Source organism: Actinomyces sp. HPA0247 (genome assembly GCA_000411415.1).
In the GTDB taxonomy this organism is placed as follows: domain Bacteria; phylum Actinomycetota; class Actinomycetes; order Actinomycetales; family Actinomycetaceae; genus Pauljensenia.
This window is the reverse complement of the sequence record KE150450.1, coordinates 1,088,736-1,112,851: the sequence shown is the minus strand read 5'-3', so window position 1 is coordinate 1,112,851 and position 24,116 is coordinate 1,088,736. Positions and strand designations below refer to the sequence as shown.

The 24,116-nt window shown below is 65.6% G+C and carries 19 protein-coding genes and 1 tRNA gene; 10 read left to right on the top strand and 10 right to left on the bottom strand.

Features of this window, described 5'->3' with window-relative positions; genetic code table 11:
- Positions 1-49: 49 nt before the first annotated feature.
- On the bottom strand, positions 50-1,507 hold the full coding sequence (thrC, locus tag HMPREF1478_RS04495) for a threonine synthase (RefSeq protein WP_016460899.1): 1,458 nt from the start codon (positions 1,505-1,507) through the stop codon (positions 50-52).
- Between the two features lie 122 nt (positions 1,508-1,629).
- Here thrC and HMPREF1478_RS04490 point away from each other — a divergent pair, with 122 nt between their 5' ends.
- From HMPREF1478_RS04490 to HMPREF1478_RS04465, 6 genes are read left to right on the top strand one after another with little or no spacing between them, the layout of a single operon-like run.
- Positions 1,630-3,153: a hypothetical protein gene (locus tag HMPREF1478_RS04490; protein WP_016460898.1), complete on the top strand. Its 1,524-nt coding sequence runs from the start codon at positions 1,630-1,632 to the stop codon at positions 3,151-3,153.
- A gap of 15 nt (positions 3,154-3,168) precedes the next feature.
- Positions 3,169-3,663, top strand: a complete 495-nt coding sequence (ispF, locus tag HMPREF1478_RS04485) for a 2-C-methyl-D-erythritol 2,4-cyclodiphosphate synthase (RefSeq protein ID WP_016460897.1) — start codon at positions 3,169-3,171, stop codon at positions 3,661-3,663.
- A 42-nt stretch (positions 3,664-3,705) separates the two neighbouring features.
- Positions 3,706-5,640 (top strand): hypothetical protein, encoded by a 1,935-nt coding sequence (locus HMPREF1478_RS04480; protein WP_016460896.1) that lies wholly within the window; start codon positions 3,706-3,708, stop codon positions 5,638-5,640.
- A 50-nt stretch (positions 5,641-5,690) separates the two neighbouring features.
- Positions 5,691-7,523: a hypothetical protein gene (locus HMPREF1478_RS04475; protein ID WP_016460895.1), complete on the top strand. Its 1,833-nt coding sequence runs from the start codon at positions 5,691-5,693 to the stop codon at positions 7,521-7,523.
- A gap of 33 nt (positions 7,524-7,556) precedes the next feature.
- Positions 7,557-9,017, top strand: a complete 1,461-nt coding sequence (locus HMPREF1478_RS04470; protein ID WP_034474924.1) for a hypothetical protein — start codon at positions 7,557-7,559, stop codon at positions 9,015-9,017.
- Positions 9,018-9,048: 31 nt separating this feature from the next.
- Positions 9,049-10,479, top strand: coding sequence for a hypothetical protein (locus HMPREF1478_RS04465; RefSeq protein ID WP_016460893.1), 1,431 nt, complete (start codon positions 9,049-9,051; stop codon positions 10,477-10,479).
- 82 nt (positions 10,480-10,561) lie between these two features.
- Here the strand turns inward: HMPREF1478_RS04465 and HMPREF1478_RS04460 are convergent, their stop codons facing one another.
- The 4 genes from HMPREF1478_RS04460 to HMPREF1478_RS04445 form a co-directional block, all read right to left on the bottom strand.
- Entirely contained in the window at positions 10,562-11,911 is a 1,350-nt protein-coding gene (locus tag HMPREF1478_RS04460; protein ID WP_016460892.1) for an MFS transporter, read from the bottom strand.
- Between the two features lie 173 nt (positions 11,912-12,084).
- Positions 12,085-12,801, bottom strand: a complete 717-nt coding sequence (gene ispD, locus HMPREF1478_RS04455) for a 2-C-methyl-D-erythritol 4-phosphate cytidylyltransferase (protein WP_016460891.1) — start codon at positions 12,799-12,801, stop codon at positions 12,085-12,087.
- Positions 12,785-13,303: a CarD family transcriptional regulator gene (locus HMPREF1478_RS04450; protein WP_016460890.1), complete on the bottom strand. Its 519-nt coding sequence runs from the start codon at positions 13,301-13,303 to the stop codon at positions 12,785-12,787. Before HMPREF1478_RS04450 ends, ispD begins: the two co-directional genes overlap by 17 nt.
- A gap of 274 nt (positions 13,304-13,577) precedes the next feature.
- Positions 13,578-14,315 carry a phosphoglyceromutase gene (locus HMPREF1478_RS04445; RefSeq protein ID WP_021612715.1) on the bottom strand — a complete coding sequence of 246 codons (738 nt, stop codon included), beginning with the start codon at positions 14,313-14,315 and terminating at the stop codon, positions 13,578-13,580.
- A 268-nt stretch (positions 14,316-14,583) separates the two neighbouring features.
- On the opposite strand from HMPREF1478_RS04445, the gene HMPREF1478_RS04440 reads away from it, so the two are divergent.
- Together HMPREF1478_RS04440 and HMPREF1478_RS04435 are read left to right on the top strand one after the other, a co-directional pair.
- Positions 14,584-15,795 carry an OmpA family protein gene (locus HMPREF1478_RS04440; protein ID WP_016460888.1) on the top strand — a complete coding sequence of 404 codons (1,212 nt, stop codon included), beginning with the start codon at positions 14,584-14,586 and terminating at the stop codon, positions 15,793-15,795.
- Between the two features lie 67 nt (positions 15,796-15,862).
- Positions 15,863-16,354: a DUF3060 domain-containing protein gene (locus HMPREF1478_RS04435; protein ID WP_016460887.1), complete on the top strand. Its 492-nt coding sequence runs from the start codon at positions 15,863-15,865 to the stop codon at positions 16,352-16,354.
- A gap of 108 nt (positions 16,355-16,462) precedes the next feature.
- Here HMPREF1478_RS04435 and HMPREF1478_RS04430 read toward each other — a convergent pair whose 3' ends face one another.
- A complete protein-coding gene (locus HMPREF1478_RS04430) occupies positions 16,463-16,792 on the bottom strand; it encodes a histone-like nucleoid-structuring protein Lsr2 (protein WP_016460886.1) in 330 nt (109 codons plus the stop codon).
- Between the two features lie 223 nt (positions 16,793-17,015).
- On the opposite strand from HMPREF1478_RS04430, the gene HMPREF1478_RS04425 reads away from it, so the two are divergent.
- Entirely contained in the window at positions 17,016-17,477 is a 462-nt protein-coding gene (locus HMPREF1478_RS04425; protein WP_016460885.1) for a MarR family winged helix-turn-helix transcriptional regulator, read from the top strand.
- The gene (locus HMPREF1478_RS04420; protein WP_016460884.1) at positions 17,468-18,712 is read left to right on the top strand and encodes a chloride channel protein; all 1,245 of its coding nucleotides are present in this window, start codon (positions 17,468-17,470) and stop codon (positions 18,710-18,712) included. Before HMPREF1478_RS04425 ends, HMPREF1478_RS04420 begins: the two co-directional genes overlap by 10 nt.
- Before the next feature lie 336 nt (positions 18,713-19,048).
- Here the strand turns inward: HMPREF1478_RS04420 and HMPREF1478_RS04415 are convergent, their stop codons facing one another.
- The 4 genes from HMPREF1478_RS04415 to HMPREF1478_RS04400 form a co-directional block, all read right to left on the bottom strand.
- Entirely contained in the window at positions 19,049-20,251 is a 1,203-nt protein-coding gene (locus HMPREF1478_RS04415; RefSeq protein WP_016460883.1) for a PLP-dependent transferase, read from the bottom strand.
- Between the two features lie 71 nt (positions 20,252-20,322).
- Positions 20,323-21,396 carry a ferrochelatase gene (hemH, locus tag HMPREF1478_RS04410; RefSeq protein ID WP_016460882.1) on the bottom strand — a complete coding sequence of 358 codons (1,074 nt, stop codon included), beginning with the start codon at positions 21,394-21,396 and terminating at the stop codon, positions 20,323-20,325.
- 347 nt (positions 21,397-21,743) lie between these two features.
- Complete coding sequence (locus HMPREF1478_RS04405; RefSeq protein ID WP_016460881.1) at positions 21,744-22,214, bottom strand: Dps family protein; 471 nt, start codon at positions 22,212-22,214, stop codon at positions 21,744-21,746.
- Positions 22,215-23,953: 1,739 nt separating this feature from the next.
- Positions 23,954-24,026, bottom strand: a tRNA-Thr gene (locus HMPREF1478_RS04400).
- Positions 24,027-24,116: the final 90 nt, after the last annotated feature.

Sequence of the window (24,116 nt, the reverse complement as noted above, 5' to 3'; positions counted from 1 at the left end):
GGCGCGGTTTCGCGGGTGAGGGCTCGGGCCTCGTCGAGTGAACGAGAACTCAGGCGCCGGGGCGCACGCGCTCGGCAATGAGGGCCTTGAGGTCCTCGGCGGAGTTGGCGAGCGGCGTGACGCGCTCTTCGCGTCCTTCGATGCCTGCGAATCGCTCGGGCACGGGCGGGAGGTGGCCGGTGGCCTCGAGGATGGTATCGGCGAACTTGACGGGCAGCGCGGTCTCCATGACGACGAGCGGGCCCTCGATCTGCGAGCGCACGGCGCGGGCGACGTGCACGCCGTCGGCCGTGTGCGGGTCGAGGAGGTAGCCGCTTTCCTTTTCCGTGCGCGCGATCTCGGCGAGGCGGTCGGCGTGCGTGGAGGTGCCGGAGATGAAGCCGTAGGTGTCTCGCAGGGAGGCGAACTCGGGCGTACCGGACAGGTCGAAGGAGCCGTCACGGGCCAGGGCCTCGTCAAACAAAGCGCGGGTGGCGTCGCCGTCGCGTCCCAGCAGGTCGAAGATGAAGCGCTCGAAGTTCGAGGCCTTGGAGATGTCCATGGACGGGCTGGAGGTGGCCAGCGTGTCCGCGGAGGAGCGGGGGCGGTAGACGCCGGTGCGGAAGAACTCGTCGAGGACGTCGTTCTCGTTCGTGGCGACGACGAGGGTGCCCAGCGGCACGCCCATCTGGCGGGCGATGTGGGCGGCGCACACGTTGCCGAAGTTACCCGACGGCACGACGACGCTGACCGTGGACGAGGCGTCGGCCCCTTCCTCGGTGACGCGCAGCCAGGTGGCCACGTAGTAGCAGACCTGGGCGAGCAGGCGCGCCCAGTTGATGGAGTTGACGGCGCCCACGTGCCAGGTGGCCTTGAAATCGGCGTCCATGTTGATGGCCTTGACGAGGTCCTGGCAGTCGTCGAAGACGCCGTCGACGGCGACGTTGACGATGTTCTCATCGAGGAGGGAGAACATTTGTGCGCGCTGGAAGGCGGTCATGCGCCCGGCGGGGGTGAGCATGACGACGGAAAGTCCGCTTCGGCCGCGCAGCGCGTACTCGGCGGAGGAGCCGGTGTCGCCGGAGGTGGCGCCGACGATGGTGAGCCAGTCGCCGCGGCGGGTGAGCTCGTATTCGAAGAGCTCGCCGAGGAGCTGCATCGCCATGTCCTTAAAGGCGGCCGTGGGGCCGTTCGAGAGGTGGGCGATGTGCAGGCCGGTGCCTTCCAGGGCGTCGACGGGGACGATCTGGGGGTCGGAGAAGGAGGGGGTGCGGTAGGCGCGGGCCGTGATCGCGCTCAGGTCGCCGGCGGGGATGTCGTCGACGAAGAGGGAGATGATGCCGGCGGCCATGGCCGCGTAGCCGTCCTCGCGCAGGACGATGCGCAGCTCGTCCAGGTCGGAGCGAGACAGCGTCGGGTACTCCTCGGGCAGGTAGAGGCCGCCGTCGGGGGCGAGACCTTCCAGGAGGATGTCACTGAAAGAACGGGTGGGCGTGTTGGGGCCGCGTCGTGTCGAAATGTAGCGCACGGGTCGATCCTATCGGAGAGGGGGCGTGGCCTGCGAGGGCGCCCGTTCCTCGTCACACGGATGGACGAGGCCGGGGCCGGGCTGGGCGGAGTTGCGCCAGGAGCGTGTGGTAGAAACGACGGGTGAGTACGAACGATTCCCAGTGGACGCAGCCCACCGCTGTCGATTCCTCGAGCGCCCCGGTTCCCCCGCCGCCGACGGGCACCCCGTACGCGAGTGGGCCCGCCTCGTCGACGAACGTGTTTGCCTCGCCGACGCCGATCCCCAACCCCACCGTGCGCCCGAACGATCCGGGCGCTCCCTCGGGGATGTCGTCGAAGCGCGCATGGTTCATCGCGTTGTCGATCCTCGCGTTCCTCATCGTCGTCCTCATGGTCCTCGGCTATTTCTTCGGGCCGTGGGGCTCGACGCCGCGCGAGCAGAAGAAGAGCGCTCAGGGCTACGCCGGGGCAGCCACGAGCACCGGGAACATCTCCAGCGCCTGGGCGGCGGGCATCGGCACGGCGTGGACCCTCGACAACGTCTCCGCGGTCCGCGGGGAGCACCAGGAGGTGACGACCCTGGTCGACGGCACGACCCTGTACGTGGCCGCGACCCCATCCCTTGGTGAGGGTCTCGACGTCGCCGCCGTGGATATTTCAGGCTCGCAGCCGCAGGTCATCTGGGATTCCAGTAACCCGCAGGTGAAGCGGGATTCCTACCGCTTCTCGCTGCGCTTGGTCACGATCGGCGACAAGCTCATCGTCGGCAACTCCACGGTCGATACAACGACGGGCGAGGTTGAGGATGCCCCCTGGCTGGATGATGCTCCCCTCACGGTGGTCGGAGATGTCCTCGTGACGTGCTCGGGCGCGGAAACCTGCACCGGGTGGACGTGGGAGTCCTCCGAGTGGAAGCAGCAGTGGAAGTCGATCACCTCGCTACAGGACGTACACAGCAGCATCTGGGACATTCCCGGCGGCCCGGCGGTGAGCAGCGGCGACAATATGTCGATCCTGGTACCCGTTCAAGACAAGCGATCCCTGCAGCTGATCGACGTGCGCACGGGCACGGTCACGACGCTCGGTGAGAGCACTCGGTGGGACCCCTCCACCTACCGACGCGGCGTCTATCGAGCGAGCGACGGCGTCGCCATCAGGGACAGCAACAACATGGTGCGCTTCTACGACGCCTCTGGGACACTCATTAATTCCTTCGAGGCCGCTCCCACCCTGCCGGGGGTCGCGGACGGAGGAAATGCCCCGACCATCGAGGAGCTGCAGGCCTACTTGAAGAACGGGAAGAGCCCGTGGGCGACGGGCACGGTCGAGGTGTCGGGCAGTAAGTGCAAGGACGTCACGGTCTCCCTGACGTCGGACGGCTCCTCGCGCATCGTGCACAACGTGAAGGACTTGTCGGACACCTCCAGCGAGCCCTGCTACGCGAGGATGGCTCAGGTGCGCGTGAGCACCGACGGCGGTGCAGCGTACATCGCGGATGACACCGGGAGGGAGATCGAGCACGTCTACTTCCTCGACACGAACGGGGACGTCGTCCACACGGACACGGAGTTGGGCACCGTGGATCAGCTGACGTGGGCGTTCGATGACCTCCTGATCGCGGTGTCGAACGGCCAGGTCACGGCCTTTACGCCGGCTTCCGCCTGACGCTACCCTGGTGCCATGACTGAACTTCCTTTCCGCATCGGCCAAGCGGTCGACGTCCACGCGTTCGCCGCTCCCGACTCGCCGCGCACGCTCATGGTCGCGTGCCTGGAGTGGCCGGGAGAGCGTCCTCTTGAGGGGCATTCGGACGCGGATGTGGCCGCGCACGCGCTGTGCGACGCGATGCTGCTGGCGACGGGTCTGGGCGAGCTCGGCACGGTCTTTGGCGTGGATCGCCCGGAGTGGGCGGGGGCGTCGGGGCGCGCACTGCTTGAGGAGGTGCGCCGCATGGCCGCCGAGGCCGGCTGGGTTCTGGGCAACGCGACCGTGCAGGTCGTGGGGAACCGGCCTCGCATGGCGGCTCGCCTGCCCGAGGCCTGCGCCGTCATGAGCGAGATCGTGGGCGGCACGGTCACCGTGTCGGCGACGACCTCGGATCACCTGGGTTTCACGGGACGAGGCGAGGGCGTGGCCGCGCTCGCCAGTGCCCTCATGGTGCGCGCCGAGGGCTAGCCCGCGAGCGCCCGCCGGGACGCAGCGTGGTAGAAACGTGTTATGAGCAACGACGACCTCCGCCACACGTCCGACGACGCAGCACGCGTTCACTCTTCCGACGCGTGGGATGACCTGTCGCAGCTCGATATCTCAGCACTCCCCGGCTTTGGGGATCTTCCGGGGTTCGCAGATCTGCCCGAACTTGCGCCGCTGCCAGAGTTGGACGCGTTGCAGGAGTCGGCGATGCCAGAGATCGTGATGCCGGACCTGGAGATGCCGGACCTCGACGAGTTCCTTCGCGTCACACCGCCCGTGCCGACCGACGTCCCTCAGCCAGACGCAGTCCCTGAGACGGGATCTGCACCGACGGCGGGAGCTGCGACAGCCCGGACGCACAGCGCCTCCCACAAAGCCGCCACGGCCTCGTCGCAAAAACGGTCCGCAAACAAGCAGGAATCGCGTCCGACCGCCGCCACGGCCTCGCCGAGGAGGCAGCCCGCAGCCACGCAGGCACCGCAGCCGGCCATCACCGTCGGGCCCACGCCCGCGAGGACCCCGCGAGCCTCGGTGCCCCCGAGGCAGAAAAAGCCGAACCTCCTCATCGCGTTCGTCGCTCTCATCGCGATCGGCTTGGGCGCGTCGTTTCTCTCGTCCACTCGCGACGGTTCATCATCGACACCTTGGGGTACGCAGACCTCGTCGAGCGCCAGCACACAGGCGGACTCCGAGGTGCGCGAGCATGCGGCGGATCTGCGGACCCGCTCCCCCGGATACCGCGGGAGCGCCACGAACACGCACTCAATATCGCCTCAGTGGGCCTCGGGCGTGGCCACCGCGTGGACGCTCGAGCTGCCGTCAGAAATGACTGAGTTCGGACCGCAGATGTTCGCCGAGGGTCAGGTCCTCTACATCGCCGGCGACGACACGATCGAGGGCCAGCGCGGTTCCGCCGTCAGAACTCAGGCCTACGACCTGTCCGGGGAGGAACCCACCCTCCTGTGGGACACGGTCGGCCCCACGGAAAACTCCGCGATCATGACGTACACACCCGCGTTCGTGTCGAGCGAGACCCAGCTCTTTTTCCACGACGTGGTCATCGACAAGGCGACCGGCGAGCAGACACAGGCCCCGTGGGGCGATGATTTTCCCCTCGCGCAGGCCGACGGCATCGTGGTGACCTGCTCGACGACATCCTCGTGCCGCGGGTGGATGCAAACCTCCGGCGAGTGGACGAATCTGTGGACGACGACAACGAATCCACAGACGTCCTACGGGTTGAGTAACCAGGGTTTGGACTATGCGCCCGCAGGCACCACACGCTCCGGCACGGGTGAACTCGCCTCCGTCCTGGTCCCCTCCAGCTATCAGGAAACCCCGCAGATCATCAACATCCATACCGGTAAGACAACGTACCTGCCCAGCCCCGCCCAGTCAGGCTTGGGCCAATACGTCGAGGTGGCGACCGACGGCTTCGTCATCACCGACGTCAGCAAGAAGCAGGGGTTCCTCACCGACAGCTCGGGGGCCCGCCAATCCACATACTCAAACGATGAATATCTGCGTCTACCCGCAGTCAGCCGTGACGGCAACCAGCCGAGCACCGCTGACATCAAGACCTTCATGACGAAGAAGACCGCGAATTGGGCGACAGGAACAGTAGGCCTCGTGGATAAGGACGACTGTTCCATCCAGGTCACCCTCACCTCCGACGGGTCGACGCGCACGACTCCAGTCCCCGGCGTGCTGAGCCCATACATGACCAGCACGTGCCTCTTCAGCCCGAAGGAGGTCCGCGTCAGCGCGGATGGTTCGGTCCTCTACGCCGATACCTTCACCTACCAGGACCAGAGCCGGTACTTCATCGATACCGCCAACGGGCTCACCTACACATCAAACCTTCTCAACCTGCCGAAACAGACCATGTGGGTCTTCGATGACATGCTCATCGGCTTGACCGACAGCGGACTCACGGCATTCGTGCCAGCGTCCTCCTGAGATCACCGTCCTATGACCAGACCACGACTGCCCTCTCAGAGAAACAACTCATGAGCAACGATGACCTCCACCGCGGTTCCGACGACGAGGCGCGCACTCGCCCCTCCGATACGCCGAACGCGGATATACACGCGCCCGACTTCCCCGAGTTCGGGGAATTGCCCGGGTTCACGCCGCTGCCTGACCTCGCGCCTCTGCCGGAGTTGGCGCCACTGCCGGACTTGGATGATCTCCTCGCCGAGACCCCATCACCGCTCACCGACGAGGCCGACGCCGCCCTGCCCGTAGACGCTCTGACGCCGGACGGGCTCTCCTCGGAGGAGACTGCGCCCACCTCGAACGACACCGCTTCCCCGACCGTCGCCACGGCCTCGTCTCAGGAGCAGCCCGCTGGCGATGAAACACCGACGGCGCTCCACACCCCGAGGCCGGAGTCCTCCGGGACGCGGGTCGACACGGAAGCTGTCAAGCGCAAGCCATCCGTCGTTATGATCGTGCTCGCCTGCGTCGCCACGCTCAACTTTGGGATCGTTCTCTTCGCTCCCGGCCTGTTCGGGTCCTCGTCGGCGCCTTCGTCGAAGCCGTCGGCGGACTCCACCGCCGCGACGAGCACGGACGCGCGCGAACATGCGGCGAACCTGCCCGCCCGCGCACCCGGATACCGCGGGAGCGCCACGAACACGCACTCGATATCGCCTCAGTGGGCCTCGGGCGTGGCCACCGCATGGACGCTGCCCATTCCGGAGCAGCACTCCGCTCTCCCACCCCAGATGTACGTCGACGGTTCGACCGTCTACCTCGTCGGTCCAGGCTCTCCCGAGGGCGACTCCAGCCAAGCCGTCACCGTCACTGCCTACGATGTGTCAGGGGAACAACCCGCCCTCCTATGGTCTTCGACCGGCCCCTCAGCGAGTGACGTATCCAGCCCCTACACGCCCGCGTTTGTCTCGAGCGACGACAGCGTCTTCTTCCGCGACGTCATCATCGACAAGACGACTGGTGAGCAGACCCAAGCCCCCTGGGGTGCGGCTTTTCCCCTCGCATATGCCGACGGCATCCTCGTGACCTGCACACCGCCGTCCACCTGCAACGGGTGGACGAGGGCGGCCGGCGAATGGACGACCCTGTGGACAACACCAACAGGGCAGCTGAGTGAAAGCGGGTTGGAGCAACATTTCTTGGATTACGTGCCCTCTCAGTTCGTGCTCTCGGGTAGCGGGGAGCACACCTCCGCCCTGCTCCCGACGCGCTTTTCGCAACGTCCCCAGATCATTCACATCCATACGGGCGAGCTGACCACCCTGAGCGGCTCAGACGAAGACAGTAAGTCCCCGAGCGTCGAAGTCGCGTCCGACGGTTACCTCGTCTTCGACAACGTCAAGTCGCATGGCTCTCTCTTCGACAGTGACGGAACCTTGCAGTCCACGTTCAGCGCGCCGCGCATGCTTCTTCTGCCGGTGGTCAGTGATGACGGGACGTACCCGAGCATCTCAGGACTCAAAAAGTACATGACCGAGGGGGAAGCGAAATGGTCGAGCGGTACGGTCGAACTGGACCGCGACAACGACTGCAAGCTTGTGGCCACTCTCTCCGCTGGCGGATCGACGCGTAAGACCCACCTCCCGGAGGAGCTTCGCCGTTACGCGACCGAGTACTGCGTGATGAAACCACGCCAGCTGCGCGTCAGCGCCGACGGATCAGCTCTCTATATCGACGCTTTTACGCGCGAGGACAAGAGCAAGTATTTCATCGACATCGCCAACGGGCTCACCTATACGTCATCCGAACTCAATGCGATGGATAAGACCATGTGGGTCTTCGATGACATGCTCATCGGGATGACCGACAGTGGACTCACGGCATTCGTGCCGGCGTCGTCGTAACACCACCCACCCCGGGTGTGATAGAAACTACTCATGAGCAATGGCGATCACACCCCACCCCCACGCGTCCCCTCGCGCGAGCAGGGCACGGGGATGGTGCGTCACGCGCCCGCCGAGCAGTTTTCTCGCGAGAAACATCTGTTCTCGCTGCCGCACATCGTGACAACACTCGCCGTCGTCATTCTCGTTGTTCTCGTCGGCTCGTGGATCTGGCCCTCCCACTCCAACGATCCGTCGTTGCAGCGCACTGCGCGGACGTACGACACGAACGCCCCGACCGCAGGCTATGGCGGGCAGGCGATCAATACGCACCTCCTGTCTCCCAACTGGGCCTCGGGCATCGAGACGGCGTGGCGCATCCCCCTCACCCCAGGCGATACGAGCCCCGTCGTCTTCCTCCACGCCGAAGGAAGCACGCTCTATGCCACCTTTGAGTCCCGGCAGGGGTCCTCTCCGACCGTCGTGGCGCAGGCATACGACCTGTCCGGCACCGAGCCCCGCCAACTATGGTCCGCAACCGCGCAGAACACCCGTTACGTCGAAACTTCTGAATTCGTCGTCACCGACACGGACATCGCGTTTAACACCCTCACCATCGACAAGGCCACCGGTCACATTGCCTCTACACCCTGGGAGAACACGAAGCCGATCGCCTTCGCTGACGGCATTGTCGTGACCTGCGACGGGATATGGACGTGCAAGGGCTGGGCACGGGTCTCCTCCGGATGGACGCAACAGTGGAGCTCCTGGACGGCGATGCAGTCCTTCGACAATCTGAGCTCAGACAGGATCACCCATCCCACCAGCAGGGTCGTCACAGACAATGAGACGACGAGCGTACTCCTGCCGATCAAAACAAGCGAGCATCCGGCCCAGTTCATCGATCCGCGCACAGGAGTGGTGACAGACCTCGAGGATCCCGCCTCCTATGACACGAACAACCCTCGTAATGTGCTCCTCGCGCGCGACGGCGTCGTCACTTACGACGCGTACACGGCTCTCACCTTCGATGCGGGTGGGTTCCTCGTGGGAATGCAGCCTGCCTCAACGGGCGGGCGCATGACGACAAACGACGACACCCTCCCCTCCACCTCCGACATTCAGGGGTTCTTCGCCGGGGATGCCCCGACGTGGGCGACGGCAACGGTGACACAGGTCAACAGGGCGCAGGGAGAGCGATGCCCCATCCTCACGATCACTCCAACCGACGGTAGCCCCAGCCGCCCGGTGTGCCCCAACGACAACAACCTGGGCCGCACATACGTGGCCTACGTCCCCTCTGAAATTCGCGTCAGCCCCGGAGCGGATGTGGTGTTCGCGAAGTTCAACACACAGCAGGGGCAGGGCGGATTCGTCTTCGTCGACACGAGGACCGGGGCCGCGTACGTCTCTGAGGAGCTCAACGGCGCCGAGTACCTCACCTGGGTGTTCGATGACCTCCTCGTCGGCGTCGTCGACGACACGATCGTGGCTTTTACGCCGCACACGGCGTGACAGTGGCACTCCTGAGCGGAAGGAACGATTCGTGAGCAGCAACGATTCGATGGACACGCACCCCGAGGCGTCACGCGCTCCTCGCAGACGGAGTCACGTCCCGTGGCTGAGCTTTTTTCTCCTCACCTGGGTGGCCTTCATACTGGCATTCATCCTGAACATGTGCGACCAGCACGTCGTGCGGCGCACCTGGCCGAGCGCAGACGTGAACTGGGGGAATTCCTCTCTGACGGGCTACCACGGTACAGCGAAGGACACGCGCACCATCTCCCCGGAGTGGGCCTCGGGAGTTGCCGTCGCATGGACGCAGCCCTTCGATGCTGCAGCCGCCGCCGTACCACCGCGGCTGTTCGCGGAGGGCTCCACGCTCTACGCCGTGTCCTACGGCCCAAATTCGAATCCCGTCACGACGATCTCGGCCTACGACGTGTCGGGCACCGAGCCGAGCGCCCTGTGGACGTCCACCGGGCCACGCCCACCGCGTCTGCGCACCTACGTATTCCCCGAGTTTCTCTCCACCGACACACACCTCATCATCGGCCCACTCCTCGTCGATAAGACGACCGGCGATCAGACCCACGTCCCCTGGGGCGACGACCTGCCCATGGGGTTCACCCAGGGCGTCGTGGTCACGTGTGACACCGTCGAAACCTGCAGCGGCTGGACGAACGAGGCGGGCACGTGGACCCAACGATGGAGCACGAGGACCTCGCCTCAAAACCGCACCGGATTAACGTTCCTCTCCCCCATCACACACCCGACGGACGCGCTCACTGGCAGCGGGGAGAACACCTCGGTACTCGTGCCCGTCGATGTGTCGCACGCTGCCCCGCAGCTCATCGATCCGCGCACCGGGGAGCTACGGACCCTCGGCACGCCCCCGTCGAAGGACGAGGAGATCAAGCCTCAGGTCACGCTTGCGAGCGACGGCGTGGCCGTGCTGAGAGACGGCAACACGGTGACCGCCTACGATCCGAGCGGCACCGTCGTCGACACGTACAAGATAACAATCGACTGGGTCCGTCCCACGAGCGACGCCTCGTTGCCGACGCTCGAGCAGCTCAGATCTTTCTATACGAAGGAGACCGCCCCCTGGACGACGAGCTTCGTCAGCGCCGAGGGAGCCACCGATCACTCGCCACCATCACTTGAGGTCTCCACGTCCACCGGCGAGTCCCTCAGCATGCAACCTGACGGGGCATTCCTGAAGGAGAGCAGCCAGCCCAACTTCTTCTCGTCCGTCGCGATGCGCTCCAGCGCTGACGGCAGCGTCCTCTACCTTCGGGGCGCGGGTCCCGCAGGCACTCCCGCGTTCGTGTTTGCGATGGCGGACAACGTGACGAACAGGTCGGAGCAACTCGACGAGGCCACCAACCTCACGTGGGTCTACGACGATCTCCTCGTGGGAGTCACAAAGGAGAGCCTCGTCGCGTTCACCCCCGCATCGCCATCAGCGCATTGATACAGGATCGTCCCCGACGCCCGAGGATCACTCGGTTGCGCCGGGGACGTCGCGCGCGGGTGCGGGCGCCTCGTCGAGGAGCTCAGCCCTCCATGTGGTGCAGGGTCGCGCGGTCTGCCTTCACGGGGATCGTGAGGGCCAGGCCGATGCCGAGGATCAGCATGATGCCGAGGATGCCCCAGTACGTGTAATCCGCTCCGGCGGGCGTCATACGCTTGCCGAGCATGAGGAACAGGCTGTACATCGCGGGCGCCATGAAGGACACGGCGCGGCCGGTCGTCGCGTAGAGGCCGAAGACCTCGCCCTCGCGGCCCGCGGGGATTATGCGCGACAGGAAGGAACGGGACGCGGACTGGGTGGGGCCGACGAAGACGCACAGGGTCAGGCCGAGGGTCCAGAAGACGATGGGGCCGCGGGCGTGCAGGAAGAAGACGCCGAAGCCGGCGACGACCATCGCGCACAGGGACAGGATGATGACCTTCTTCGGGCCGATCTTGTCGTCGACCCAGCCGAAGGCGACGGTCGCGAGGCCGGCGACGATGTTCGCGGCGATCGCGAAGATCATGACCTGTCCGGCGCTGAAACCGAAGGCGGTCTTGGCTAGGACCGCGCCGAAGGTGAAGACGCCGGCGAGGCCGTCGCGGAAGACGGCGGAGGCGATGAGGAAGAAGAGGGTGTGCGGGGCCTCGTTCTTCAGGGTGCGCACCGTGCGCCACAGGAGCTTGTAGGAGTCGATGATCGACTCGTGATCGCCGCCGGTGTGGACCTTCTTGGGCAGCGGCGGGTGGAGGATGACAGGGATCGCGAAGCCGCCGAACCACAGGGCCGCGATCACCATAGAGATTCGGATGGGCAGGTACTCGTCCGTGGGCACGCCCAGCAGGTTCGCGCCGATGAGGCCCACGTAGAGGATGAGCAACAGGACGATGCCGCCGATGTAGCCGGACGCCCAGCCGAAGCCCGAGATCTTGCCGCGGTCCTCCTTCTCCCCCAGGTGGTTCAGCATCGCGTTGTAGTTGACGGAGGCGAACTCGAAGAACACGTTACCCAGGCCGAGCAGCGCAATACCCAGCATGAGGGCGCCGCGGGGCCCGAGGACCGACTCGGGGTGCACGAAGTACATGGCGAGCATACAGGCGACGACCAACCCGGTGAACCATCCGAGCCAGACTCCGCCCCGGCCTCGTCGATCGGCGCGCTGGCCGGTGATGGGGGCGAGGAGGGCGATGAACAGGCCCGCGATCGTCATACCGTTACTGAGCCAGGTCGAGGCCGTGCCCGAGTCGGTGAAGACACCGTCGCTGGTCAGGTAGGTCGTGAACACGAAGGTCGTGGCGACCGCGTTGAAGGCGGCGCTGCCCCAGTCCCAGGCCGCCCATTCGACGACTTGGCGCGTGATCACGCGGCGGCGGGCGATGGGCGTTGTGCTCATGGAATCGGGCTCCTTCAGTGGGGAGTTCTCGGTGGCGCGTGTGCGTCCAGGGTGAAACTACCACGTTTCACGTGTGACGCTCTCCTCGGGCCACACCAGGAACGAGGCCGGGGAAGCGCCTGCGCGACCTGACTGCGATTGCCCAGCCACCATGCGTGATCGAAAAACGCTGTTCAGGCACCCGTTTCTTCAGCAGCGAGGAGGCGCGCAAGCGCTAGGTCAAGGGGGCGCGTGACCTTCATGGAGCGTTCGTCGCCCGCGACCGTGTGCACGGTGCCGCCGATCGCCTCGACGAGGCCGGCGTCGTCCGTGGCCGCCCGGGCCTCGTCCGCACCCAGAGAGGCGCCCGCCTCGTGCGCGCGCGTGAGCACATCCCAGCGGAAACCCTGCGGGGTCTGCACGGCCACCATGTCGGAGCGCCGCGGCGTGCCCGTCACGACGCCCGAGGCGTCCACCGTCTTGAGGGTGTCGGCGACCGGCAGGACGGGGATGACCGCGCCCGCGCCGCCGCGCACTGCATCAATGACGCGTTCGGTGACCTGCGGGGGCGTCAGGGGGCGCGCCGCGTCATGCACGAGGACGACCGTGTCCGCCTCGCACTGCCCGAGAGCAGCAAGTCCCAGGGCCACGGACTCCTGACGCGAACGATCGGAGCCAGCGACGACGGTGAGGTCGTCGATATCGGATAGGGCGGAGCGAAATTCCTCGATCGCCGAGGCCGGCGCCGTCACGACGATCGCACCCACTCCCCCGGCGCGTAGGCCGCGGGCCGCCCACCAGACCAGGGGGCGACCCGAGAGTTCAACGAGGGCCTTCGGACACTCGCAGCCGAGGCGAGAGCCGGAGCCGGCGGCCGTCAGGACGGCGCGAGCGTCACTCTGCGACGGCATCTTCTTCGACTTCGATGCGGCCCTCGGCCAGGACGGAATCAAGGCGCTCGGCGGCAGCAGACTTTTCGATGTTGCGAGCCAGGGCCAGCTCGGAGGTCAGGATCCCACGGGCCTTCGTCAGCATGCGCTTCTCGCCCGTGGACAGCTTCTTCAGGTCATCACGGCGGGTCAGGTCGCGCACAACCTCGGCGACCTTCACGATGTCACCGGTGGCGATCTTCTCCTGGTTCGCCTTGAAACGACGCGACCAGTTGGTCGGCTCCTCAATGTAGGGGGCGCGCAGGACGGACAGGACCTCTTCGAGGCCATCCTCATCGACGATGTCACGAACGCCGACCATGTCAACGTTTTCGGCGGGGACCTGAATCTCGAGGTCGCCCTGGTTCACACGCAGCTTCAGGTACGTCCGCTCCTCACCACGAATGGTGCGCGTCATGACCTCTTCGATCGTGGCTGCGCCGTGGTGCGGGTAGACGACCGTCTGACCGATTTCAAACGACATGGATTGACTCCTGGATGCTTGCGTGGATAGCACAATTATTCTACCAGCTGGCGAGAGAATCGGACCCATACAGTGCGAAAGCTCAAGGTTACACGTATACAAGGAACGACACAAACCAACTTCAAGCACGACCGCACTTCGTCCCAGCATGCGACCCTGGTCACGATCAAACGTGCAACATAAGGACAGCATCACACCACGAAAGTCCCGAGTTTCCGGGCATAGCGAAGCCCCGACCTCGTCAGCATCAACGAGGCCGGGGCCTGGCGTCAGGTCACTTGCCCTGGTTGGCGACCGCGGCGATCTTCGCCTCGGCCTCGGGATCCAGGTAGGTGCCGCCCTTCTTGATGGGCTTGAGTGTCTCCTCGTCGAGCTCGTACACCAGCGGAATACCGGTGGGGATGTTGACGCCGGCGATGTCCTCGTCGGAGATCTCATCCAGGTGCTTGACGATGGCACGCAGGGAGTTGCCGTGCGCGGCGATCATGACGGTCTTGCCGGTCTTGATCGCGGGAACGATGGCCTCGTCCCAGTAGGGCAGCAGACGCGCGATGACGTCCTTGAGGCACTCGCTCATCGGAACAGGCTCACCGGCGTAGCGGGGATCCTGATCCTGCGAGAACTCGGAGCCAGCCTCGATGGCGGGCGGAGCCACGTCGAAGGAACGGCGCCACAGCATGAACTGCTCCTCGCCGTACTCGTCGCGGATTTCCTTCTTGTTCTTTCCCTGGAGCGCACCGTAGTGACGCTCGTTGAGGCGCCAGTTGCGCTCAACGGGAATCCAGTGGCGATCGGCGGCGTCGAGAGCCAGGTTCGCGGTCATGATGGCGCGACGCAGCATCGACGTGAACAGGAGATCCGGGAGAACGCCGGATTCCTTGAGGAGCTCACCACCGTGGGTAGCCTCCGCGCGGCCCTTGTCCGACAGCGGAACATCCACCCAACCGGTGAAGAGGTTCTTTGCATTCCATTCGCTCTCGCCGTGGCGGAGCAGCACCAGTTTGTAGCTCATGTCTCCATTCTTCCACAGGTGGAGGCACCCCTCATACATCCCGTGGGGTTGATCACGCCACAGCTTGGACACTTCTCCACCTCACGGCTCACCTTCCCGCCCGACTCACCCGCAAGCCACGCGCCCTCAATCAGACTCAGACCCCGGGCATACCCTGATTCACCCCTGACTCACCCGAAATTTACCCCTGACAGCCTTGACATTCCGCGGTTTTACATAATTACCGGAACAGTGTGCACCCCTCATATTTTCCCGTACGGTTAGCTTCATGAACATCACACGACGCACCCTGGCAGCCTCCACTCTCATCGCTGCGACCGCTCTCGCCCTCGGCGCCTGCGGCTCCTCGAAGCCCCAGGCCACCGATGCATCCCCCGCCGCGGACCCGACGACCCCGGCGGCCACCCAGTCGGCCACGGCCTCGTCCGTCCCGACCGTGTCCGGATACCGCCCCGGCGAAATCCCGGCCATCCCCCTGTTCTCCGTCCCGTCCGTCGACGTCTTCGCCTCCAACGCCGATAAGGCCATCGTCGACTCCGCTTCCAAGTCCCTCAACACCGTCCCCGGCGTGACCATCTCGCCCGCCAAGTGCGACGGCACCTCCCTCGTGTCCGGCTCCACCGTCTTCGGCGGCGACGGCTCAGTCGTCTCCTCCTCGGACAACGGCACCGTCGTCAACGACGGCCAGGGCGGCGGCACGATCACCGAGGGCCCGATCTCGATCATCTACGGCGGCGACGGCTCCGGCACCTACTCCAACGCCGATACGATGGTGTCCCTCGTCGTGAGCACCGACGGCTCCGGCACCTACACCACCCCCACCACGAGCATCGTCTTGGACGGCCAGGGCGGCGGCAACTACTCCAACTCCTCCACCTCGGAAACCATCACCGTTGAAAGCGACGGCTCCGGCGTGTACTCCAAGGGCACCGTCACCATCATCAACAACGGCGACGGCACCGGCAGCTACTCGGACGACAAGCTGACGATCCAGAACAACGGCGACGGCACCGCGACCGTCAACGGCAAGGAAGTGAAGGACGCCCCGAAGGTCGACAAGCTCGGCAAGCTCGGTAAGTTCCCGCCCGTCGCCAACCTGAAGCCCGTGGAATCCTGCGGCACCGTCATCACCCTCGAAGACGGCGTCCTCTTCGACTTCGGCAAGTCCGACATCCGTCCCGAGGCCGCCCAGACGATTAAGTCGCTCGCGACCGTGCTTTCCAGCAACAAGGTCCCCGCAGCACACGTCTACGGGCACACCGACTCCATCTCGGACGAGGCCTTCAACCTGCAGCTCTCCCAGGAGCGCGCGGACGCCGTCGTGGCCGAACTGAAGAAGGACGGCGTGAGCTCCACCCTGGACGCGACCGGCTACGGCGAGTCCAAGCCGGTGGCTCCCAACGAGAACGCCGACGGTTCCGACAACCCCTCGGGTCGCGCGCTCAACCGCCGCGTCGAAATCTTCATCCCCGCCTTCTAGTACCCCAACTAGGGCTTACCTACGACCGATCAACGAAAATACGACCGATCAACGAAAAGGAGACACCATGTCCCTGAAGTCCCTCCTTCCCGCTGCGGCCGCTCTCGCCGTCGCCACCGTGGCCCTCACCGGCTGTTCCCAGACCGCTAACGTGTCCGGCGGCGACTCCTCCACCCCCGCGGCTTCGTCCGCCCCCGAGGCCTCGAGCAACCCGAGCACGGACACCAAGACCGACGCATCCAGCGACTCCGGCAAGTCGGACACCTCCAAGGACTCCGGCAAGTCCGACGCTGCCGGCACCTTCACGATCGACGAGTCCAACACGCACGTCGAGATCCCCGCGGGCACCAAGACCGTCGTCATCAACGGCTCGAACAACCACATCGAGGGCGAGGCCGTCTCCGAGATCACCGTTAACGGCTCCGCGAACGCCATTGCCGTGAAGTCCGTCCAGAAGGTGTCCTTCACGGGCTCCAACAACTCGGTTCAGTACGAGGAGGGCAACGCCCCGCAGACCGGCGCCGACTCGGGCGCGAATAACGCCGTCACCAAGAACTGACGTTATCCACGACTGAAGGGGTGGCACGCAGATGCGTGCTACCCCTTCAGTGCATCGAGAAAGAATTGCGGGCGCACGTAGTGTGCGCCCGCAATTGTTTGCCACGAATCAGGCGTGTGCCTTGCGGTAGGCCTCAACGATCGGAGCGGGGATGCGACCACGGTCGGACAGGTCGTGTCCCTCTTCCTTCGCCCAGGCGCGAATCTTCGCGTTCTCCAGGCGCTGCGTGGGGTTACCGGCGTTGCCGCGGCGACGAGTCGTCCCCGTCTTACGGCCAGCCTTAATGTAGGGCTGAATGGCCTCGGCGAATTCCTCGAAGTGGGCTCGGTTCAGATCAATTTCGTACGACGCACCATTGAATGCGAAACGAACGGTCTGATCTGCGGGGGTGCCGTCGAAATCATCGACGACTTCCACAATCTTCTTTGTCTTCTTCACGATGTCTGTCCTTTCAGAGAAAAAGAGACGGGGAATTTCTAAAAAAGTCAATTCCTATCATGAGGATATCGCAATTCATACAATTCCTGCCCATAAACAATTCATCGTGAGAACGTGAGCTACGCAGCACCGATTTATTGATCGGAGTAATTGAAAGTTATACTCGTAGACGCCCGAGGCCACTTCGGCCTCGTCGAAATGCCGCACGATACGAGGAGACCCAGTGAGCCGAGCACACCACCCCCGAGCGGCGGCCTGGGAGCTCTACTTCACGACGACCGCACGCCTCACCGAGCGCATCGAAGCCGCCCTCAAGTGCCAGGCCGGCCTGTCGATGCCCGAATACTCCGTGCTCCTCATGACCGACCGCGCCGGGGAAGAAGGCGTGCGCCCCTCCCGCCTCGCCCACCAGGTCGTCTTCTCGCGCTCGCGCCTCACCCACACGATGAAGCGCCTCGAATCCCGCGGCCTCATCGAGCGCCGCCCATGCGAGGGCGACGGGCGCGGAGGCCTCGTCACCCTGACGCCAGCCGGCAAGACCCTCTTCGACGAGGCCGCCCTGGTCCAGCGCGACGTCATCCGCCGCCTCTTCCTCGACGACATCACGCCCGAGGAGATCGACATGCTCACCGGGCTGTTCACGCGAGTGAGCGAGCGCCTCGACTCCGACACGCCATGTCCGTGAGCACGCGCCGCCTCGCGGTCGCAACACTCCTCACCGGGGTCATCGCCGGCCTCGTCGGCCTGGCGTGCATTCACCTGCTTCACTGGATCCAGGCGGCTGCCTGGGACATGCACGGCGGCACCCTCCTGGAGGCCGTCAGCGCCGTCTCCCCCGCCCGTCGCGTCGCTGTCCTCACGCTCGCCGGCGTCATCGGCGCCCTGTCCTGGTTCCTGCTCTTCCGCCGCAACAAGGCCGTCACCTCCGTGGCCGGCGCGGTGGGCGGCGCCCCCATGCCTCCCCTGCGCGCCACCTGGCACGCCCTGACCCAGGTCCTCATCGTCGGCCTCGGCGCGTCCGTGGGGCGCGAGGTCGCCCCGCGAGAGATGGCCGCCGCCTTCAGCGCGGCCGCCGCCGACCGGCTGGGGCTCACCCCCGAGGATCGGCGCATCATCGTCGCGTGCGGCGCGGGCGCAGGCCTGGCCGCCGTCTACTCGATCCCCCTGTCGGGCGCGATCTACACCCTCGAGATCCTCCTCGTGTCACTCTCGGCGCGCGCCGTCGCCCCCGCGCTCATCACCTCGGGGATCGCGGTCCTCATCTCCACGGGGTTCACGAGGCCGGCCTTCTTCTACACGGTCCCGACCCTCACGCCGTCACTGTCCTTGACGGTCTTCGGCGCGCTCATGGGGCCGGTGCTCGGCGCCGCTGGATGGGCGTTCAAACAGGCCGTCGCGCGCACCGGGGCAATCCGGCCGCGCGACTGGCGCATCCTCATCACGCTGCCGATCGCGTTTGTCGTGGTCGGCCTGGTCTCCACCCGTATTCCCTCGGTGCTCGGCAACGGGCAGGCCAGCGCGCAGACGCAGTTTGACGCGACGTGGGCGGCTGGCGCGGGGCTCGCGTTCGCACTGTTGGTTCTCCTCGCCAAGACGGCCACCACGTTCCTGACGATCGGCGCGGGAGGCTGGGGCGGCGTCCTCACCCCCGCGGTCGCTCTCGGCGCCGGGCTGGGAGCTGTCATAGGGCTGCCGTGGGCGGCCGCATGGCCAGGCTCGGAGGTCGCCGCCTTCGCTTTTATTGGCGCGGCAGCGTTCCTCGGGACTTCCATGAAGGCACCCTTTACGGGGCTCATCCTCGTCATCGAGTTCACCGGCCAAGGCGCCACGATCCTCGTGCCCGCGGTCCTCGCCGTCGGCGGCGCCACGGCCGCCGCGGCCTGGCTGACCCGCCGGGCAGTAGGCCGTCAGGTCCAGTAGCCGCCCTTAACCGCGCGTCATCCCCCTGGACGCCCCGGCCTCGCTGAGCCGCCGCGCCGCCGCTAACCGCGCATCACCACCCTGGGCACCCCGGCCTCGTCCCCCTCAATTTCGCATGCAATTCCATCGCGAATACTTCAAGGTCTTAAATTACAGCCCCGGAATTGCAACGTTTTTGAGCATAATCAAAAACTGACCAAATTAAATTACCTGCGAGATTTGTGGGGAACCCAGGGCATCCGTGCGTCACCAGTGAGTCACCGGTGAGGCATCCGTGAGGCACGGTGAGGCATCCGTGAGGCGCCAGTGAGGCACCAAATGGGCATCTAAGAGACGTCAGATCTGCGCGAGCGCCTGATCCAGGTCCGCGATCAGATCCTGCGCATCCTCCAGGCCAACCGCGAGGCGCAGGAGCGTGCCGGGCACGCCGCCCACGCCGCCCACGCGCGTCGAGTGCGTCATGATCGCCGGGTGCTCGATGAGAGACTCCGGCGCACCCAGGGACGCCGCGAGCGCAAAGACGCGCGTGCGCGTCGTCAGCTCGATCGCCGCCTCCTCGGTGGCGACCTGGAAGGACAGCACGCCACCCACCCCAGCAGGGTTCTGGGCGCGCGCCAGCTCGTAGCCCGGATCCGAGGCCAGCCCCGGATAGTGGACCGCGGTGACCTTCGGGTGGGAGGCCAGGAACTCGGCGACCTTCTGCGCGTTCTCACAGTGGCGCTGCACGCGCAGTGCCAGGGTCTTCAGGCCGCGATGCGCCAGGTACGTGTCGCGCGGGGAGGGCACGTGCCCGAGGGCCATCTGCAGCTTCACGGCCTCGGCGGCGGCATCGCGGTCGCCGAAGAAGGGCTCGACGTGCGCGGGCAGCTCCAGCCCATCGCGCAGGACGAAAGCGCCACCGATCACGTCCGAGTGGCCGCCCACGTACTTGGTCGTCGAGTGCACGACGACGTCCGCGCCCAGCTCGAGAGGCCTCTGCAGGACCGGCGTCGCGAAGGTGTTATCCACGACCAGCAGGCCACCCACCTCGTGCGTGAGGGCCGCGATCGCAGTGATATCCGTGACCAGCAGGAACGGGTTCGACGGCGTCTCGACCCACACGATCTGCGGGCGCGAGGCGCGGATGACGCGCTCGGCCTCGGCCAGGTCGGTCAGGTCCACGGCCTCGGAGGTGATGCCCTCGGCGGGCTTGATGACGCTCAGGAGCTTGTGCGTGCCCCCGTACACGTCCGTCGAATGCACGACGTGGTCGCCGGGGCGCGCCAGCAGGCGGATCACCGTGTCCTCGGCGCTCATGCCCGAGGGGAACGCGAAGCCGTGCGTCGCCCCCTCCAAGGCCGCGAGCGCACCCGCGAACGCGTTGGTCGTCGGGTTGCCGCAGCGCCCGTACTCGTAGCCTTCTCGCAGCTCTCCGGGCCGATCCTGCACGAACGTCGATGCGACGTGAATCGGCGGCACCACGTCACCCGTGATCGGGTCCGGGTCAAACCCAGCGTGGATGGCCAGCGTGGAGAGGTTCGTACAGTCAGGCGTGCTCATGCCTCCACGCTACGAGGCCGGGGCCGCCCTCGCCGAAGGGTTTCGTCCGCCGGTCGATTGTGACAGCGCGCCTACACCCAGCCGGCGAGAGCGATGCGCGCCTGCTCTTCCAGGGACGCAACCGCTCCCTCGGAGTCATTGCCCCAGGGCACGTAGTGGAAGTCCCCTCCCCCGGCCTCGACGAAGGTCTCGCGGTTCAGCTGGTCGATCTCCTCGAGCGTCTCCAAGCAATCCGCCATGAAGCCCGGGCAGATGACGTCCACGCGCGGGCACTTCGCGGCGCCCAGCTCGGCCATCTCCTCGATCGTCTGCGGGCCCAGCCACTCGGCCCGCCCGAACACGGACTGGAAGGTCGCCGTCAGCGACCCCATCGCCAGGCCCAGGCGCGACTCGAGGGCCGCGACCGTGCGGCGGCACTCGGCGCGGTAGGGGTCCCCGGCCTCGTCCATGGCGACCGGGATCGAGTGGAAGGACACGACGACGCGGTCCCCCATCAGGAAGTTCGGGCGTCCCACGCGCTCCCAATGGCGCTCGAGGGCGGTCGCGAGCGCGTCGATGTACGCGGGGGCGGCGGGGAAGGAGCGGTGCAGGCGCAGCTCGAAGCCGTCGCGGTTGCGGCCGATCCAGCTCGCGACCGCGTCGTTGATCGTCGTCACCGTCGAGGCCGCGTACTGCGGATAGGCGGGCAGGATCGCCACGCGGCGCACGCCCTCAGCGTGGAGGCGGTCCAGGACCGAGCCGATGGACGGCTGCCCGTAGCGCATCGCGACCTCGACGCGCACGCCCGGCAGGCGTTCGCCGAGGAGGCGGGCCTGCTCGCGGGTGTAGTGCATGAGGGGCGAGCCCTCATCCATCCAGATGCTGCGGTACTTGCGGGAGACCTCGCGCGGACGCACGCGCAAAATGATGCCCTCGAGGATCGGCTTCCACAGGAGCGGGCTCATCTCGACGACGCGACGGTCGGAGAGGAACTCACGCAGGAAGGAGCGGACGGCACCGGGTTCGGGCGCGGTCGGCGTCCCCAGGTTCACCAGGACGAGGGCGGGGCGGGGTTCGCCGGTGTGCATTTCGCCGGTCTGCGCTGCGCCGGTCTGCACGCGGATCGAGGTCGAGGTGGTGGCTGCTACGTCCTGGGAGTTCGTCACGCCACCAGCCTAATGTTCGCGTTCTGCCATGTCGCTGACGCTGTGTCACCTCCCGGGACATGTTCGCGCTGCACGCAACGACCCGGGCTTGTTTGCTTTGGGTAGCGTCAAAGCCTTGCGTCGGGCTTCAATCCCCGATACGACCCACGCGCCGCAGGTCACGCCAGCATGCGACAGGGGTGCTTGCTACCCCACCGCCGGTGACTCGACGCCTGACACCCAGCGCACATCTGCACCACGCGCCTCGCGCCCACATACAAGGGTGCCCCGCCTGCAAGAGGCGGGGCACCCCACGTTGTTTGATGCGAGCCTAGGCGACTCGCGTCCTCCTCACGGAGGAGTCAGGCTCAGGCCTGGCCGTTCTGCGAACGGATGAACCACGCCTGCTGCTCGAAGCGGCGGATGTAGTCGTTGAGGATGTCGGCGGAGGCGGAGTCCTCAGCGTCGACCTTCTCGTGCACGTCGCGCATGGTGCCGACGGTCGCGTTGATGGCGGCGACGGCGAGCTCCTCGGCATCATCGGTCTTGATGATGGTCTCGGGGATGGTCGGCAGGGTGTTGCGCTGGGCGACGACCTCGGGCAGGCCGTTGGGGACGACCTGGAGGGCGCGCATGCGCTCGGCGATCTCGTCGGAGGCCTCGCGGGCGATGTCAACGACGTCGTCCAGGAACAGGTGCAGCGAGCGGAAGCCGTCGCCGGTGATGTTCCAGTGCAGCTGCTTGCCCACGAGGGACAGAGCGGTCACGTCGGTGAGGACCTTCTGCAGGTTGCCTGCGAGAACGTCGGAAGCCTTGAAGCCGGTGGACTCAACGGTCATGTTTGTTTCTCCTCTGCATGTGTATTCGGTACGGGGCTCTCCCTTGTGGGGCTGTGCCCTTCAGACACATCTATCTTGGTCCTTTAGTCCCGTGATTTCTAGTGCTAACAGCCCTTTAGTCAAATGTTTCACTATCTCGTTGCTGTGAGGGAATATTCCTCGGATTTCAGCGTTTTATCGTCATTGACGCTTACGTTTTCAGGGCCAGGTTCGCCTAACCAATCTTGCCCGAGGCCACGGTTGCCTCCCGCGATCGAGGGTCGGCATTTGGGCCGTGGCACCTGCGCGAGCACGACAGCGCGACGCGCCGATATGCAACCGGAATTTCAACAAACCCCTCTCATGCGCACAACACACCTCGCGGGTGCCGATTCGCCCAAAACGCAGACCACTTCACCACTAGCAGCCCGTTGTCAGCGTTTTTCACCGAGGTGGTCTGCGATGTGGGCGCCACACCACCGCAAACTGCGAGCTCACCGCCACCAATCGGGGGGAATTGCACTACACGGGGGTTCGACACGCCGGCGACACGCCGCCAGAAGGCTTCGTGTAGTGCAAAACCCCCATCACAGCCGCCTGAAGTGCGCCGCGTCGCCTACAAGGCCTGGCACAGCACCGGTTGGCGCGAAAAACTTCGCCCAACACCAGCCCTCCAGTGACATTTCCGCGAAAAATTTCGCCCAGCAAGCGCAAAAACACCAAATTTGGGCCAATTTGAGCGCGCAGGGCGAACTTTTTCGCGCTTTCACGATCTACCAGCGACGCAGGGAGAACTTTTTCGCGCGTGCAGACGTAGGCCCTCCAGTGCACTACCCATCAGCGACCCAGCCCCACCGGCATGGGGGGCACCGGAGGACCCGGAGAGCCCAGCCGCAGTGCCCATGAGCAGCGCCAGGGCACTGCCATAAGCCCACCAACCGGCACAAAGACTACGCGAGAGCACAACACAACTCTCCCAACAAGAACCGCACCGGGCCCCTCCGGTACAAAACTCTCCCCGCACTCCCCTTCTCACCGCATGTCCGGTACAAAATTCTCCCTGCTCCCCCGAAATGGCCCAATTTCGCGCTTGTTCTGCATGCAGGGAGAGTTTTATACCGTTCTCACCACCAAGAAGCCAAGCAGGGAGAATTTTGTACCGAACGCAAGGCAGAGATCGAGCTAGCCAACACAACAACACTCCAGGCACCACAGGTATGAAGCAGAAGGCACCGGAGGAACCACAGGGCCCGGCCGCGGCGCAGGCTGCGGCCGGTTGGCAGGGCCAGCATGGGTTGGCGGGGCTAGCTCCAGATAAATTTCGCATGCAATTCGATTGGACCAAATTTCAACAAACCCTGAAAACGTTGCAATTCCAACGATGCAAATTCAATATTTGAACAAGCTACTGGGGAATTGCATGCGAAATTGATGATTGATAGCCACCGCTGAGCCACATACAACAACCCAGGGCCAGGCTGCGGTGCCCGTGGGCGATGGCAGGGCCAGGCTGCAGCGCCCGTGGGCGACGGCGGGGCCAGGCTGCGGTGCCCGTGGGCGGCGGCAGGGCCTGGCCGGGCTTCGAGCCGACGCGCCGAGCGAAGCTCGCGGCGCGGACGGCGAGCGGGCGGGCCGCCGCCCACGGGCACATCAAGCAGCCCGGCCCCACGGCCGGGCCAGACGGCGCCCGGAACACCAGCGACGCCACAAGCAACACGCGCATACAAAAACGCCCACCCGTTAACGGGTGGGCGTCTCTGAGCCGCCTGTGGGAATCGAACCCACGACCTATTCATTACGAGTGAATCGCTCTGCCGACTGAGCTAAGGCGGCCGCGCCTGCCGTTCCACCGTTTCCGGGGCGTGCAGGCAACGGCACAACTCTACTGGACAAATCGCGCCGAGCGCAAACCAGGACACCCCA

Coding starts and splice junctions, on each gene's coding strand:
- ispF (WP_016460897.1), top strand. CDS start 3,169: ATGACTGAACTTCCTTTCCGCATCGGCCAAGCGGTCGACGTCCACGCG.
- HMPREF1478_RS04480 (WP_016460896.1), top strand. CDS start 3,706: ATGAGCAACGACGACCTCCGCCACACGTCCGACGACGCAGCACGCGTT.
- HMPREF1478_RS04475 (WP_016460895.1), top strand. CDS start 5,691: ATGAGCAACGATGACCTCCACCGCGGTTCCGACGACGAGGCGCGCACT.
- HMPREF1478_RS04470 (WP_034474924.1), top strand. CDS start 7,557: ATGAGCAATGGCGATCACACCCCACCCCCACGCGTCCCCTCGCGCGAG.
- HMPREF1478_RS04460 (WP_016460892.1), bottom strand. CDS start 11,911: ATGAGCACAACGCCCATCGCCCGCCGCCGCGTGATCACGCGCCAAGTC.
- ispD (WP_016460891.1), bottom strand. CDS start 12,801: ATGCCGTCGCAGAGTGACGCTCGCGCCGTCCTGACGGCCGCCGGCTCC.
- HMPREF1478_RS04450 (WP_016460890.1), bottom strand. CDS start 13,303: ATGTCGTTTGAAATCGGTCAGACGGTCGTCTACCCGCACCACGGCGCA.
- HMPREF1478_RS04445 (WP_021612715.1), bottom strand. CDS start 14,315: ATGAGCTACAAACTGGTGCTGCTCCGCCACGGCGAGAGCGAATGGAAT.
- HMPREF1478_RS04440 (WP_016460888.1), top strand. CDS start 14,584: ATGAACATCACACGACGCACCCTGGCAGCCTCCACTCTCATCGCTGCG.
- HMPREF1478_RS04435 (WP_016460887.1), top strand. CDS start 15,863: ATGTCCCTGAAGTCCCTCCTTCCCGCTGCGGCCGCTCTCGCCGTCGCC.
- HMPREF1478_RS04420 (WP_016460884.1), top strand. CDS start 17,468: ATGTCCGTGAGCACGCGCCGCCTCGCGGTCGCAACACTCCTCACCGGG.
- HMPREF1478_RS04415 (WP_016460883.1), bottom strand. CDS start 20,251: ATGAGCACGCCTGACTGTACGAACCTCTCCACGCTGGCCATCCACGCT.
- HMPREF1478_RS04405 (WP_016460881.1), bottom strand. CDS start 22,214: ATGACCGTTGAGTCCACCGGCTTCAAGGCTTCCGACGTTCTCGCAGGC.